The organism is Pseudomonas sp. NPDC007930 (assembly GCF_042958985.1).
Lineage (GTDB): Bacteria > Pseudomonadota > Gammaproteobacteria > Pseudomonadales > Pseudomonadaceae > Aquipseudomonas.
Window position 1 is genome coordinate 142537 of the sequence record NZ_JBIBKC010000009.1, and the last position, 13230, is coordinate 155766.

General features: G+C 68.2%; 13 protein-coding genes and 1 tRNA gene. 6 read left to right on the forward strand and 8 right to left on the reverse strand.

The features are described from left to right. Window positions 1–4 precede the first annotated feature (4 nt). The 3 genes from ACFZCE_RS18890 (at window position 5) to ACFZCE_RS18900 (ending at window position 2196) form a co-directional block, all read left to right on the forward strand. Window positions 5–712, forward strand: a complete 708-nt coding sequence (locus tag ACFZCE_RS18890) for a DUF1989 domain-containing protein (RefSeq protein ID WP_390941773.1) — start codon at window positions 5–7, stop codon at window positions 710–712. 76 nt (window positions 713–788) lie between these two features. Further along, window positions 789–1391 carry a cupin domain-containing protein gene (locus tag ACFZCE_RS18895; protein WP_390941775.1) on the forward strand — a complete coding sequence of 201 codons (603 nt, stop codon included), beginning with the start codon at window positions 789–791 and terminating at the stop codon, window positions 1389–1391. 97 nt (window positions 1392–1488) lie between these two features. Next, a complete protein-coding gene (locus ACFZCE_RS18900) occupies window positions 1489–2196 on the forward strand; it encodes a GNAT family N-acetyltransferase (RefSeq protein ID WP_390941777.1) in 708 nt (235 codons plus the stop codon). A 338-nt stretch (window positions 2197–2534) separates the two neighbouring features. On the opposite strand, the gene ACFZCE_RS18905 is transcribed toward ACFZCE_RS18900, so the two are convergent. The 3 genes from ACFZCE_RS18905 to ACFZCE_RS18915 all read right to left on the reverse strand — a co-directional run bounded on the left by ACFZCE_RS18905 (window position 2535) and on the right by ACFZCE_RS18915 (window position 5566). Continuing rightward, window positions 2535–3110, reverse strand: a complete 576-nt coding sequence (locus tag ACFZCE_RS18905; protein WP_390941779.1) for a plasmid pRiA4b ORF-3 family protein — start codon at window positions 3108–3110, stop codon at window positions 2535–2537. 33 nt (window positions 3111–3143) lie between these two features. After that, complete coding sequence (locus tag ACFZCE_RS18910) at window positions 3144–4736, reverse strand: ABC transporter substrate-binding protein (protein ID WP_390941781.1); 1593 nt, start codon at window positions 4734–4736, stop codon at window positions 3144–3146. Between the two features lie 86 nt (window positions 4737–4822). Continuing rightward, window positions 4823–5566: an IclR family transcriptional regulator C-terminal domain-containing protein gene (locus ACFZCE_RS18915; RefSeq protein ID WP_390941783.1), complete on the reverse strand. Its 744-nt coding sequence runs from the start codon at window positions 5564–5566 to the stop codon at window positions 4823–4825. Between the two features lie 93 nt (window positions 5567–5659). Between ACFZCE_RS18915 and ACFZCE_RS18920 the strand changes: the two genes are divergently transcribed. Then, window positions 5660–6793 carry an MFS transporter gene (locus ACFZCE_RS18920; RefSeq protein WP_390941785.1) on the forward strand — a complete coding sequence of 378 codons (1134 nt, stop codon included), beginning with the start codon at window positions 5660–5662 and terminating at the stop codon, window positions 6791–6793. On the opposite strand, the gene ACFZCE_RS18925 is transcribed toward ACFZCE_RS18920, so the two are convergent. The 3 genes from ACFZCE_RS18925 to ACFZCE_RS18935 form a co-directional block, all read right to left on the reverse strand. Then, window positions 6790–8835 (reverse strand): prolyl oligopeptidase family serine peptidase, encoded by a 2046-nt coding sequence (locus tag ACFZCE_RS18925; RefSeq protein WP_390941787.1) that lies wholly within the window; start codon window positions 8833–8835, stop codon window positions 6790–6792. The two genes, ACFZCE_RS18920 and ACFZCE_RS18925, sit on opposite strands and share 4 nt — an antisense overlap. A gap of 71 nt (window positions 8836–8906) precedes the next feature. Beyond that, window positions 8907–10103 (reverse strand): SLC13 family permease, encoded by a 1197-nt coding sequence (locus ACFZCE_RS18930; RefSeq protein ID WP_390941859.1) that lies wholly within the window; start codon window positions 10101–10103, stop codon window positions 8907–8909. Between the two features lie 147 nt (window positions 10104–10250). Continuing rightward, on the reverse strand, window positions 10251–10439 hold the full coding sequence (locus tag ACFZCE_RS18935; protein ID WP_390941789.1) for a hypothetical protein: 189 nt from the start codon (window positions 10437–10439) through the stop codon (window positions 10251–10253). A 206-nt stretch (window positions 10440–10645) separates the two neighbouring features. Between ACFZCE_RS18935 and ACFZCE_RS18940 the strand changes: the two genes are divergently transcribed. Beyond that, a complete protein-coding gene (locus ACFZCE_RS18940; protein ID WP_390941791.1) occupies window positions 10646–11308 on the forward strand; it encodes a peptidase C39 family protein in 663 nt (220 codons plus the stop codon). On the opposite strand, the gene ACFZCE_RS18945 is transcribed toward ACFZCE_RS18940, so the two are convergent. Then, window positions 11309–12592, reverse strand: a complete 1284-nt coding sequence (locus ACFZCE_RS18945; RefSeq protein ID WP_390941793.1) for an FAD-dependent oxidoreductase — start codon at window positions 12590–12592, stop codon at window positions 11309–11311. A gap of 173 nt (window positions 12593–12765) precedes the next feature. Here ACFZCE_RS18945 and ACFZCE_RS18950 point away from each other — a divergent pair. After that, window positions 12766–12842: transfer RNA gene (locus tag ACFZCE_RS18950), tRNA-Val, on the forward strand. Window positions 12843–12903: 61 nt separating this feature from the next. On the opposite strand, the gene ACFZCE_RS18955 is transcribed toward ACFZCE_RS18950, so the two are convergent. After that, window positions 12904–13221, reverse strand: coding sequence for a hypothetical protein (locus ACFZCE_RS18955; protein ID WP_390941795.1), 318 nt, complete (start codon window positions 13219–13221; stop codon window positions 12904–12906). Between the last annotated feature and the right edge of the window lie 9 nt (window positions 13222–13230).

Genomic DNA, 13230 nt, shown 5'->3' on the forward strand with positions numbered 1-13230 from the left:
CCCCATGCACAGCACCCACGCCCACGATTACCCCGCCTGCTGCCAGCCCGACAACGGCAACAGCCTGGGCCACAACGCCACCCTGGCCGAACCGATCAGCGCCGACGGCACCCCCGAGCTGGGCCACAGCTACACCGTGCCAGCCCGCTGCGGCCGCGCCGTGCGGGTGAAGGCCGGGCAGATGATCCGCATCACCAACACCCACGGCACCCAGGTGTGTGACACCTGGCTGTTCAACGCCGCCGACCTCAGCGAGTTCCTCTCCATGGAACACGCCCGCGCCCACTGCGACCGGATCATCCCGAAGCCCGGCGATGCGCTGTTCAGCAATCGCCGCCGGGCCATCGGCACGCTGCTCAGCGATACCTCGCCGGGCGTGCACGACACCCTGATCGCCGCCTGCGACCTGCACCGCTATACCAACCTTGGCGTGGCCGGCTACCACGACAGCTGCGCCGACAACCTGCGCCTGGCGCTGGCGGCGATCGGCCTGCGTTCGCGCGAAGTGCCGCAGCCGTTCAACCTGTGGATGAACATCCCGGTCAAGCCCGACTACAGCATCGAGTGGCTGCCGCCGGTGTCGAAGGCCGGTGACTACGTAGAGATCCGCGCCGAGATGGACGTGGTGGTGGTGATGTCGGCCTGCCCGCAAGACATCGTGCCGATCAACGACCTGAACCCGGTCGAGGTGCAGTTCTCGGTGCATGGCTGAGCCCATGAACCTGTAGACGGCCGGCATCCCGCGCCCTAGGATGCCTGCCGTGTTCGCCCTTTGCCTCGAGGCCCCTATGCCCAACCCTCCCAAGCCGGCCGCCAAGGCCCAGCACACCGACGGCTTGCCCAGCCTGGGCGTGCGCCTGCGCCATGCGCGCAAGGTGGCCGGGCTCACCCTCAAGCAGGTGGCGCACACCGCTGGCTGCTCCGAAAGCCTGATTTCCAAACTGGAAAACGACGCCGCCTCGCCGTCGCTGGCGATGCTGCACCGCCTGGCCATGGCGCTGGGCAGCAACGTCTCGGAACTCACCAGCGAAGACTGGGTGTCGGCCGAGCCGGTACTGCGCGCTGGCGCCCGCCAGGTGAGCCGCTTCGCCAAGGGCGGCAAGGCTGGCTACATCGACCTGGAACGCATCACCCACCCGCAGAAGGGTGGCCTGCTGCAGGCCGACATCCACCTGGTGGCCCCGGGGATGGTCAGCGAGGTGATCGAGCACGTGGGCGAAGAGATGGGCTACCTGATCGAAGGCACCCTGGAGCTCACCCTCGGCGGCGCGACCTACCGGCTGAACGCCGGCGATTCGTTTCATTTTCCCAGCAACGTGCCCCACGGTTACCGCAACGTCGGCACCGAGGTGGCGCGCATCCTTTGGGTGAATACCCCGGCCACGTTCTGAACTGGCCCCATTGGCACCCTGGAACTGGCCCGGGATGGCCCTTGGCTGGGGCCAGCGTTTCGGTAGAGTAGGGGCACCCTGACCCAAGGAATCGCCCATGCCCCGCACCAACGCTTTCGGCCAACCCATCGGTGAACCCCTGCCAGGCTGGGCGCCACGCCCAGCCCCGAGTGGGGTAACCCTCAGCGGCCGCACGTGCCGCCTCGAACCGCTGAACGCCGCCGCCCACGCGGCCGACCTTTACGCCGCCTACAGCGCCGCGGCCGACGGGCGCGACTGGACCTACCTGTTCGTGGGCCCCTTCGAGAGCCTTGAGCAGTACCGCCAGTACGCTGAAACCGCCGAGCAGAGCACCGACCCGCGGCACTTCGCGATCATCGACCTGGCCAGCGGCAAGCCGGTGGGCACGATGTCGCTGATGCGCATCGACCCTACCCACGGGGTGATCGAGGTGGGCAACGTGACCTTCTCCCCGCTGCTGCAGCAATCGGCGTTGTCGACCGAGGCGCAGTACCTGCTGATGGCCTATGTGTTCGACACCCTGGGCTACCGCCGCTACGAATGGAAGTGCGACAGCCACAACGCGCCGTCACGCAAGGCCGCGGCGCGGCTGGGCTTCAGCTTTGAGGGCGTGTTCCGCCGGGCGCTGGTGTACAAGGGCCGCAGCCGCGACACCGCATGGTTTTCGGTGATCGCCGAAGAATGGCCGGGGTTGAAGGCGGGGTTCCAGGCCTGGCTGGCGCCGGAAAACTTCGATGCCGAGGGGCGGCAGGTGAAGGGCTTGGTGGCGTTGCGTGAAGGGTAGGGCTTGAGCGGCCCTTCGCCCGGCTGTGCCGTCATGCTGTTTACTTAAGCAATCAGAGCGCTTAATCGGGGTTAAACAGCCCTGATTTCTTCAAATGGTTTTACTGAGCGCATAACCTGACTGGCCCTTCGCCCGGCACAGCCGGCCTCCCACAAGATCTGTGTAAGCCATTGATTTTAGGCGCAACAAAGACCCCGTGGGAGGCCGGCTGTGCCGGGCGATAGGCCCTGAAGCTCATGCACAAAATCCGCAGAGCTCACAGATTGATCCCTCCATGAAGCCCTGAAATGGCTTAAGTGAACAGCACTCCGGCTGTGCCGGGCGAGGGGCCGTCAAACTCACCCCCAGAAGTTATTCTGCACCCGCTGCAGCGCCGCGTTCGCCGCCCGTGGGTCGAAGGCTTCGGGGTCGTAGTCGAAGCACAGCCAGCGCTTCACCGCGGCGTGCTCCGGGTGCTGCGGTTGGCTTAATACCTCGAGGAGGTGCAGGTAGCCGCTTTCACCGCCGCAGTCTTCGGGTGGGCAGGCGCGGGCGCCGCCGAGCAGCACGCCCCAGTTGCCCTTCTGCGTGGTGGGTTCTACCCGTTCCACGGCAATCACGTGCTGCCAGCCGTCGCCGAAGTCATACAGGTAGCGCAGCCGGTCACCTTCCTCGGCCACGGCCTTGAGGGTGGCCTTGCGGTCGTCGGCCACGTCGGCGCCGTCCATTTCCGCTTCCGGCGGCAGCCAGCGCGTGGTGCCGTTGCTGAACTCGTGCAAGTGGCTGCTTTCCCAGCCCATCGCCGCCTGAATGAAGTGGTGCAACCTGCGCAGGGTGATGCTGCCGCTGACCACCACGCGGCGCCAGATCGGTGGGTTGATCACCAGCGGTTCGAGCTGGATCAAAAGGGTGTAGCTCAAAGGGCCCGCAGCCATGAATAGTCCTTAACCGGTTGAGAAAAACGACGCTTACGGCGCCAGGCTCACGCCATAGAACCCGGTCACGCCGAACGGGTTGATGGCAAAGCCCTGAACGTTCTTGCGCATCGGCTGGGCGACCACCGAGTGGGCCATGGGGCTCACCGGCATCTGCTCGCGGATGATCTGCTGGGCCTGCTCGTACAGCCGGGTGCGCTCGGCTTTGTCGGCGCTGAGGCGGGCTTTTTCGATCAGTTCATCATAAGGCTTGTTGCACCAGCGCGCGTAGTTGCTGCCGCCGATGCTGGCGCAACTGTAGAGCACCCCCAGCCAGTTGTCCGGGTCGCCGTTGTCGCCGGTCCAGCCGTAGGTGAGTACGTCGTGCTCGCCGGCCTTGGCGCGCTTGATGTACTCGCCCCATTCATAACTGACGATGTTCGCCTGGATGCCCACCTTGGCCCAGTCGGCCTGGATCATCTGCGCGCTGAGGCGGGCATTGGGGTTGGAGGCGCGTTGAACGGTCATCGCCCACAGGGCGACCTGCGTGCCCGGCTTGACCCCGGCCGCGGCCAGCAGCGCCTTGGCTTTTTCCGGGTCGTACGGCGCGCCGTGGATGGCGCTGTCGTAGCTCCACTGGTTCGGTGGGATCACGTTCTGCGCCACCTGGCCGGCACCCTGGAACACCGTGGCGACGATGGCTTTTTTATCGATGGCCATGTCTAGCGCCTGGCGCACGCGGGGGTCATCCAACGGCGGGTGCTGGGTGTTGTAGGCCAGAAAACCCACGTTGAAGCCGGGTTGCTCAAGCACTTTGAGGTTTGGGTCTTGTTTCATGGCGGCGAGGTCGACCGGGCGCGCGTAGCCGCTGACCTGGCATTCCCCGGCCTTGAGCTTTTGCAGGCGGGTGGCCGGGTCCGGGGTGATGGCGAAGATCAAGTGGTCGAGCTTGACCTGCTCGGGCTTGAAGTACTCGCGGTTGCCGTCGAAGCGGATCAGCGCGTCTTTCTGGTAGCGGCTGAACACGAAGGGCCCGGTGCCCACCGGCAGCGTGTTGAGCTGCTGCGGCTTGCCGGCGGCGAGCAACTGCGCGGCGTACTCGGCCGACTGCACCGAGGCGAAGCTCATCGCCAGGTCGGCGGCGAAGGCGGCGTCGGCGTGGTCGAGGTTGAACACCACGGTGTGCGCGTCGGTTTTACTCACTGAACGGATGTTCTGGTCCAGGCCCATGTCGGTGAAGTAGGGGAACTCGGCCGGGTAAGCCTTACGGAACGGCTGGTTTTTATCGAGCATGCGGTTGAAGGTGAACAGCACGTCGTCGGCGTTGAAGTCGCGGCTGGGGGTAAACCATTGGGTGGTGTGGAACTTCACCCCTTCGCGCAGGTGGAAGGTGTAGGCCTTGCCGTCGGCGCTCACCTCCCAACGGCTGGCCAGGCCCGGTTCCAGCGCCGTGCCGCCGCGCTGGAACTGCACCAGGCGGTTGAAGACGGTTTCCGCCGAGGCGTCGAACTCGGTGCCGGAGGTGTACTGCGCTGGGTCAAAGCCGGCCGGGCTGGCTTCGGAGCAGTACACCAGCGTGCTGGCGGCCTGGGCCTGGGCGCCGCTGAACAGCAGGGCCGCGAGCAGGGCAGGGGCGGTGAAACGCATGGGGGCATCACTCCTTGGCAGCGCGCTGTTGCGTAAACGGCACAGCCTACCAGCGTTTTCAGCCGGGCGCAGGTGGCGCGCGGCGCCTACACCCCCAGCCGCGCTTCGATCTCCGCCTTGCATTGCAGCAGCGCCGCCTGCAACGCCGCGCGGTTGGCCTCGAAGCGCAGGGCCGGCACCGCCAAGGCAATCGCATAGCGCTCGACCAGCCCGCTGTACAGGTGCACCCCCAGCCCGCACACGCCGGCGGCGTGTTCTTCGCGGTCCACCGCCACCCCGTGCTGGCGCACCTGGGCCAGCTCCGCCAGCAGTGCCGGCAGGCTGCCGAGGGTGGTGGCGGTGCGCCGTTCCAGCTCATCGGGCAGGCGCTCGGCCACCTCGCTGTCGGCCAGCGCCGCCAGCAGCGCTTTGCCGTGGGCGGTGCAGTGCACGGCAAAGGCCGTACCGACCGGCGACACCACGCGCAGCTCCTGGTCGCTGGCGAACTGGTCGACCAGCACCGAGTGGGTGCCGCGGTACACGCACAGGTCGACGGTTTCCCGGGTGCGCCGGCCGAGGGCCTCGAGGTGGGGGCGGGCAAGGGCGACCACGTCGGTGTGCGCCGAGGCCGCCAAGCGCACCAGCGCCGGGCCCAAGGTGACCCCGCGAGGGCCGCTGAGCACCAGTTGCTGGGCCTCCAGCGCGCTGACCAAACGGTGCACGGTGGTGCGTGGCAGGCCGGTGGCCTGGGCGATCTGTGCCAGGCTCATGCCGCCGGGCTGGGCCTGCAGCGCGCCGAGCACCGCGGCGGCGCGGGCGATTACGTGTTTTCCGGTGTCATCGAGGGCCATGGCGGGCTCGGGGCTATGGGTTGACAGCCCGAGCATAACCGCTGAGGATTGTTCCGTATAGCGGGATAAGTGTTCCACTCTGCGGATATAGCCATGACCCAACCCCCTTTGCCCACCGCCGGCGCGTTCGTGCTGCTGGCGGTTGCCTGCCTGACCATCATGGTCGGCTGCGTGATCGTGCCGGGGCTGTTACCCATCGCCGCGGCCCTCGGCGTGCCCTCGGCGGCCGGCTGGCTGGTGACCCTGCCCGCCCTCGGCGTGGTGCTGTTCGGCCCGCTCGCGGCCTGGCTGATCAGCCGCCTCGGCCTGCACCGCGCGCTGTGCCTGGGGCTATTGGGCTACGGCGGCCTGGGCATGGGCGGGGCCTTGGCCCACGGCGGCTGGCTGGTGTTCACCGACCGCCTGTTGCTGGGGGCGACCACCGCGCTGGTGATGGCCGCCGGCACCGGCCTGCTCTCGGCGTTCTACGAAGGCCAGGCGCGGTTGGCGATGATCGCCCGCCAGGGCATGGCGATCGAATTGGGCGGGGTGGCCTTTCTGTTCGCCGGTGGGGTGCTGGCCGGCTGGGGTTGGCGCTGGCCGTTCGTGCTCTATGCCAGCGCCTGGGTATTGCTGCTGGCGGTCTGGAAGTGGGTGCCGGTGCCGGCGGCGCTGCCTGCTGAGCCGGGCGAAGGCGGGCCGATGGCGCCGGAGATCAAGCGGGTACTGGCCAGCGCGCTGCTGTCGCTGCTGGTGTTTTTCTCGGCGGTCATCCTGCTGCCCTACCTGCTTGCCGGGCAGGGTTACAGCGAGGCGCAGACCGGGGTGTTTCTGGCTGGCGTGTCGCTGGTGGCGGTGGCCGGGGCGTTCATCATGCCGGCGGTGGTGCGCCGGCTCGGCGAGCCGGGCACGCTGGTGCTGGCGTTCTGTGCGTATGCCGTGGCCCATGGGCTGTTCGGTGTGCTGCCGGGCCTGCAGTGGCTGGCGGCGGTGGCGCTGGGGTTGGGCTTTGGCCTGTCGGTGCCGCTGGTCAACCACCTGGTGGTAGCGCTCAGCCCGGCCGCGTTGCGCGGGCGCAACCTGGCGTACTTGTCGATGGCGATTTTCAGCGGCCAGTGCGCCGCGTCGTTGCTCGAAAGCCTGCCGCTGCCGCGGCATGTGCTGTTCGGGGTGGCCGCGCTGCTGGCGCTGGCCACGGCGTGCTGGCTGGTGCTGGGCCGGGCCAGCCGCGCCGGGGCCCAGGGTTAGCCGGCCAGGCCGGCGGCCTGCAGGATAAACGCCAGCCGCTCGGCCTCGCGCCGCTGTTGCGCCGAGTAACCGCCGTGCTCAGTGTGGCCGCCGCCCAGGTCGGTGTGGAACACCAGCGCGGCGCTGCCGGTGTTATGCGCCCTGAGTTTGGCCACCCATTTGGCCGGCTCCCAGTACGGCACGCGGCTGTCGTTCCAGCCGGCGGTCACCCACAACGCCGGGTAGGCCTGGGCGCGCACGTTTTCGTACGGTGCATAGGCGGCGATGCGCGCGTGCACCTCAGGTGCCTCGGGGTTGCCCCATTCGCCGTAGTCCGGGATGGTCAATGGCAGGCTAGGGTCGAGCATCGTGTTCAGCACGTCGACGAACGGCACATCGGCCAAGGCCCCGGCGAACAGCTCCGGGCGCCGGTTCAGCACGGTGCCGATCAGCGTGCCGCCGGCGCTGCGGCCCTCGATCACTAACTGCGCCGGGGTGGTGTAGCCCTGGGCGATCAGGTGCTCGGCGCAGGCGATGAAGTCGCCGAAGGTGTTTTCCTTGTTCGCCAGGCTGCCGGCGGCATGCCAGGCCTTGCCCAGGGCCCCACCGCCGCGCACATGGGCGATGGCCAGGCTGAAGCCGCGCTCGAGCAGGCTCAGGTAGGCGCTGTTGAAGGCAGGGTCTTGCGGGATGTTGTACGCGCCATAGCCAAGCATCAGCAACGGCGCCGGTTGCGCGGCGTCGCGCCCGCGCACCACGCTCAGCGGGATGGCGGTGCCGTCGCTGGCCTGCGCCTGCAGGCGCTCGGTGAGGTAGCTGGCCGGGTCGAAGCCGCCGGCCGGCGCGCGGTCGCGCAACAGTGCGGTGTCGCCGCTGAGCAGGTTGAATTCCCAGGTCTGCGGGGCAACGGCGAAGCTTTCATAGGTGTAGCGCAGCGGGTTGCTGGCGGCCGGCAGCGGCTCGCCGCTGAGCAAGCGGTAACTGGCATCGCTGGCGGGCATGCGCCGTACGGGCAGCGCGCTTTGGTACACCTCCAACTGCGCCAGGCCTTGGTCGCGTACACCGAGCAGGTAGCCATTCTGCCGCAGGTGCAGCTCGGTGATCACCACCCCGGGGCGCTCCGGTACGCGAATCACCCACTCGCCGCTGGGCCAGCAGCCGGGCAGCGCCGGCTGCTGGTAAACCGCGAAGCTTTCCGCCTGGGCGTTCGAGCGCATCAGCCAGGCGGGCGCACCGTCTAGCTCGCCGTGGTCGGCTTCGTACTCCACGTTGGCCTGGCGTGGCTGCAGGCAATGCGCCGGGCACGCCGGGGTGTTGGCGGCGAGCGCCCAGCATTCGGTGGCCGCCGGGCTGGCCACGGTGAAGATCACGAACTGTTCCGAGGCGCTGCGCTGTATCCGGCCCACAACGTAACCTTCGTCGGCTTCCTCGTACACCGAGTGGGCCGCATCCTCGCCCAAGCGGTAGCGGTGCACGCCGCTGGGGCGCCAGGTGCCCTCGGCGATGCTGAGGAACCACAGCGTCTGGTTGTCATTGGCCCAGGCCATGGCGCCGAAGCCGTCCGGGCCGGGGACGGCATGGGTGGTGCCGCTGGCGAGGTCTTTGATGAACAGCCGGTAGCGCTCGCTGCCGGTGGTGTCGAGGCTGTAGGCGAAGTAGCGATGGTCCGGGCTGGGCGCGGTGCTGCGCACATCCACCGGGCCGCCGTCGTTGAGGGGGTTGGGGTCGAGCAGCAGTTGCGCTTGGGCGAGGTCTGGCTCCAGGCTCAGGCCTTCGGCCCAGGGCGCGCGGTATTCCCGCGGGTACTGGTCGTCGCCCTCCAGGCGTTGGTAGTACAGCCAGGGGCCATGGGGGGTGGCGAGGGTTTGGCGGCCCTCGTGGGTTTCCCGGCCTTGCAGCTCCGCTTGCAGTTGGTTGATCAGCGGCTCGAGGCCGGCCAGGTGCTCGGCAAAGTGCTGGTTTTCCGCTTCGAGGTGGGCGCGGGCGGCATCGCTGTCGGTGCGCAGCCAGGCGTAGGGGTCTGGGCCTTCGTCAACACGGGCAACGGGGGGTAATGCAGGCATGGGGCGGCTCCTTGGCCAGTGGGGGAGGCTGGCAAGGTAGGCGCCGTGCCGGCTGAGCCGGCGATAGATAGTTACAGCAGTGCCAGTGCCGCCAGCAGCGCCGGTGGCATCACCCAGGCGCCCAGCAGCAGAAAGCGCCCGGCACTCAGTTGCAGCCCCTCGCGGCGCAGCGCCGCCAGCCACAGCAGGGTGGCGAGGGAGCCGGTGATCGACAGGTTCGGGCCGAGGTCTACCCCCACCGCCAAGGCCGCCACGCTGCTCGGCGGCAGCGGCGCCAGGCTGGGCAGGGTGCCAGCGGCCAGGCCCACCGGCAGGTTGTTCGCTAGGTTGCTTGCCAGCGCCGCGCCCAACCCCGCCAGCCAGGGCGCCCAGGCTGGGTGGCTGAGCGCCAGCGCGTGCAACTGCCGCGCCAGCGCCGCCAGCAGGCCGGTGCGTTGCACGGCCTCGACCAGCACGAACAACCCCGCCACCAGCGGCAATACACCCCAACTCACCCCACGCAGTTCGGCCAGTGGCCAGCGCCGTTGCGCCGCGGCGACCAGTGCCAACGTGCCGAGGCCGGCCAGCAGTGTGGGCATGCCCAGTGCCCAGCCCAGCAACGACACGCCGATCAAGCCCAGCGCGGTCAGCAACAAGCCCAGCGCCGCCGCCTTGCCGGCCCGCGACAGCGGCGCCGGGGCGGGCACCTCGGCCACCGGCAGGCGCAAGTGGCGGCGCTGGCTCAGGCGCAGCGCCAGGTAGGTGAGCACGATGGCCGCCAGCGAGGCCAGGCCGAAGCGCTGCAGCCACTGCCCCAGCGGCGGCATCTGCGTGCCGAAGACCACCAGGTTGGCGGGGTTGGAAATCGGCAGCACAAAGCTGGCGGCATTGGCCACGAACGCGCAGATGAACAGGTAGGGCAATGGCTCAACCCGCGCTTGGCGGGCAGCGGCATACACGGCGGGGGTCATCACCACGGCGGTGGCGTCGTTGGACAACAACACGGTCACCCCCACGGCCACCAGGTACAACAGGTTGAACAGCCGCTGGCCGCTGCCGCGCGCGCCGCGCACCGCATGGCTGGCCAGCCAGTTGAACAGGCCCTCGTGGCGGGCCACCTCGGCCAGCAACATCATGCCCACCAGGAACAGGTAAACATCCAGCCCCTCGGCGACCGCGTGCCCGGCCACCGGCCACGGCAACAGGCCAAACAGCAGCAGCGCCGCCGCGGCGGCCACTGGCCAGATGAAATCTGGCAACTGCCAGGGGCGCAGCAACAGGGCAAGCATGCTCGCCAGGGTAATGCCGAGGGTCAGCGCGGTGGGGGTGGGCAAGGTAAGGGCCTCGGCAGTGGCACACAGGTGCCTGTGCCTGTCAGAGGCTTGCGGCTTGCGGCAGTTCCCTCACGGCTGGGCGAATGGCCAGCAAGGTGTGATTCAGTGCGCGTTAGCGACTGCCGGCGCAGGCCGCCGGGGCTTTTTTACCGGGGCTGGGGCCATGCTGCGAGGGCTGGGCGCGGCGGCGGGGCGGTGGCGGCGGGCGATGCGCAGCATGCCCCACAGCAGGCAGGCCGCGGCCAGCAGCCAGGCCCCAACCATTAAGGTGATGATCATTGTCAGGCTCATGCAAGGCCTCCTGATACTCGATTCACGCGGGCGTTAATCTTAGGATCAGCATAGCCCGCCATAGGTTTCATGGATGTGGCGGGCGGTGGGCTGTACCTGCGCGCGCCGCCTGCCTATCATCGACCCGCGAGCCGGGCACCCGCCCGGCGCTGGATGCGAGAGTTGTGATGGCGCACAGGTTTTACGTTTCAAGCCGGAAGTTGTGCTTGGCCGCCGGTGTGATGCTGGCCCTGGCGGGCGCGGGCTGCAGTTCCAAGCCGCCGGTGCTGGTGCCGCCCAAGCCGATCGCCGGCCTGCCAGACAAGGTCGAGCTGGGCGGGGTGCCGTTCTACCGCGGCCGCGATGACCAGAGCGCGCCCGAGGCGTTGGCCGCGGCGTTGCGCCAGCAAGGCGTGACGGTGACCCCCGGCCTGGTGGAACCAGCCCTCAAGCTCGGCCAGCACCCCCAGGACCTGGCCGACGCCATGGCCGCCGGTGCGCGCAGCTACGGCATGGTGGTGTACCCGCTGGACCCTAGCCCTGAAGCGCTGATGTTCCAGGTGGCCGCCGGCTACCCGGTGCTGTTGCACCTGGACATGGGCTCGATGGTCTGGAGCGACCCGCGCTTCGCCCTGCTGGTGGGCTTCGATCGCTTCCACAACGAGATGATCCTGCGGGTGGGCGAGCAACGCCGGCTACGGATGAAGGTCAGCGACTTCACGGCCGCCTGGGCACGCCAGGGCCATTGGGCGGTGCTGGTGCAGTTGCCCCGGCAGTTGCCGGCGCAGGTAAATGCGCAGCGCTGGCGCGAGGCCGCCGCGAAGCTGGCCCAGGCTGGCCAGGAACAGGCCGCCGCCCAGGCCACGCGAGCGCTGGGCGGCCAGCCCTGATCACACCCCGAGCTTGTCGCGCAGGCTGTAGTACCAGGCGCCCAGGGCGGTGAGCGGGGCGCCCAGGGCGCGGCCACCGGGGAAGGGGTAGTGCGGCAGGCTGGCGAAGGCGTCGAAGCGTTCGGCCTGGCCGCGCAAGGCCTCGGCGATGATCTTCCCGGCCAGGTGGGTGTAGGTCACCCCATGCCCACTGCAGCCTTGGGAGTAATACACCGTGTCGCCCAGGCGGCCCACTTGCGGCAGGCGCGACAAGGTAAGCAGGAAATTGCCGGTCCAGGCGTAGTCGATCTTCACGTTGGCCAACTGCGGGAACACTTTGAGCAGCTTGGGGCGGATGATCGCTTCGATGTTGGACGGGTCGCGCGCGCCGTACACCACGCCGCCGCCAAAGATCAGCCGGTTGTCGGCGGTGAGCCGGTAGTAGTCGAGCAGGTAGTTGCAGTCTTCGACGCAGTAGTCCTGCGGCAGCAGGCTGCGCGCCAGGTCGGCGTCCAGCGGCTCGGTGGTGATCACCTGGGTGCCGCAGGGCATCGACTTGGCCGCCAGCTCCGGCACCAGGTTGCCCAGGTAGGCGTTGCCGGCGACGATCACGAACTTGGCGCGCACCTTGCCCTTGGGCGTGTGCACCACCGGGTTGGCGCCGCGCTCGATGCGCGTGGCCGGGCTTTGCTCGAAGATCCGCCCACCCAGCGACTCCACCGCCGCCGCCTCGCCGAGGGCCAGGTTGAGTGGGTGAATGTGCCCGCCGCTCATGTCGAGCAGGCCGCCGACGTATTGCTCGGTGCCCACCACCTCGCCGATGCGGCGCTGGTCGAGCAGCTCGAGCTGGGTATGCCCATAGCGTTCCCACAGCGCCTTTTGCGCCTCGAGGTGGCCCATCTGTTTTTTGCTCAGGGCGGCGAATACGCCGCCGTCTTTCAAGTCGCAGGCAATGTTGTAGCGTGCCACCCGTTCGCGGATGATGCGCCCGCCTTCGAAGGCCATGGCGCCGAACAATTGCGCCTCGCGCGGGCCGACGCTGCGCTCGATCACGTCGATGTCACGGCTGTAGCTGTTGACGATCTGCCCGCCATTGCGCCCCGAGGCGCCAAAACCAACCCGCGCGGCCTCGACGATGGCCACCGAGAAGCCTTGCTCGAGCAGGAACAGCGCGCTGGAAAGCCCGGTGTAGCCGGCGCCGACGATGCACACATCGGCCTGGATGTCGTCCTGCAACTCACCGCGCAGCGGTGCGGGGTTGGCGGACGCCGCATAATAAGACGGTGGGTAGGGAATGTTCGCCATCCTGGACCTCTGTTTAAAATTATTGACGATTGAGCAGAGCGTACCGGAATTTTTGAAACGCCGCCAGTGCTGGTGAGCGGCCCGATAACGGGATAAACCGCCGTGGGATCAGGCAGTTAGGCAAAATAAACGTTGACACACCAAGGCGCATGGGTAAAATGCGCCCCCACAGCAGGCACATAGCTCAGTTGGTTAGAGCACCACCTTGACATGGTGGGGGTCGTTGGTTCGAGTCCAATTGTGCCTACCAAACGCTGAAAAAGGGCGACCCGAGAGGGTCGCCCTTTTTTGTGCGCGCGTGTGCAGTGGCCTCAAGGCTGCTTCTGCGGCGCCTTGCCCGGTTCCACCGAGGTGCCACTGCCCGGCTTGCCCGTGCCTTGCTGTTGTTGCTGTTGCTGTTGCTGTTGCTCCTGCAAGGGGCGCAGGTCAAGCGCGCCGCTGGCATCGCCCGGTGCGCTCTGGCCTTTGGCCGGGTCGCTGGGCGCCTGCGGGCTGCCGGGCAGCGCCGGTGAAGTGGCCGGGTCCCCAGGCATGGCCGGGGCTTCGGGGCTGGCAGGGGCGGTGTCCGCCCAGGCGGGTAGCACGGCGGGTAGCAACATCGCCGCGGCCAGCATCATCGGTTTGAACATGTTGTTCAC

Coding starts and splice junctions, on each gene's coding strand:
- ACFZCE_RS18955 (WP_390941795.1), bottom strand. CDS start 13,221: ATGTTCAAACCGATGATGCTGGCCGCGGCGATGTTGCTACCCGCCGTG.
- ACFZCE_RS18900 (WP_390941777.1), top strand. CDS start 1,489: ATGCCCCGCACCAACGCTTTCGGCCAACCCATCGGTGAACCCCTGCCA.
- ACFZCE_RS18925 (WP_390941787.1), bottom strand. CDS start 8,835: ATGCCTGCATTACCCCCCGTTGCCCGTGTTGACGAAGGCCCAGACCCC.
- ACFZCE_RS18945 (WP_390941793.1), bottom strand. CDS start 12,592: ATGGCGAACATTCCCTACCCACCGTCTTATTATGCGGCGTCCGCCAAC.
- ACFZCE_RS18905 (WP_390941779.1), bottom strand. CDS start 3,110: ATGGCTGCGGGCCCTTTGAGCTACACCCTTTTGATCCAGCTCGAACCG.
- ACFZCE_RS18915 (WP_390941783.1), bottom strand. CDS start 5,566: ATGGCCCTCGATGACACCGGAAAACACGTAATCGCCCGCGCCGCCGCG.
- ACFZCE_RS18930 (WP_390941859.1), bottom strand. CDS start 10,103: ATGCTTGCCCTGTTGCTGCGCCCCTGGCAGTTGCCAGATTTCATCTGG.
- ACFZCE_RS18910 (WP_390941781.1), bottom strand. CDS start 4,736: ATGCGTTTCACCGCCCCTGCCCTGCTCGCGGCCCTGCTGTTCAGCGGC.
- ACFZCE_RS18920 (WP_390941785.1), top strand. CDS start 5,660: ATGACCCAACCCCCTTTGCCCACCGCCGGCGCGTTCGTGCTGCTGGCG.
- ACFZCE_RS18935 (WP_390941789.1), bottom strand. CDS start 10,439: ATGAGCCTGACAATGATCATCACCTTAATGGTTGGGGCCTGGCTGCTG.
- ACFZCE_RS18890 (WP_390941773.1), top strand. CDS start 5: ATGCACAGCACCCACGCCCACGATTACCCCGCCTGCTGCCAGCCCGAC.
- ACFZCE_RS18895 (WP_390941775.1), top strand. CDS start 789: ATGCCCAACCCTCCCAAGCCGGCCGCCAAGGCCCAGCACACCGACGGC.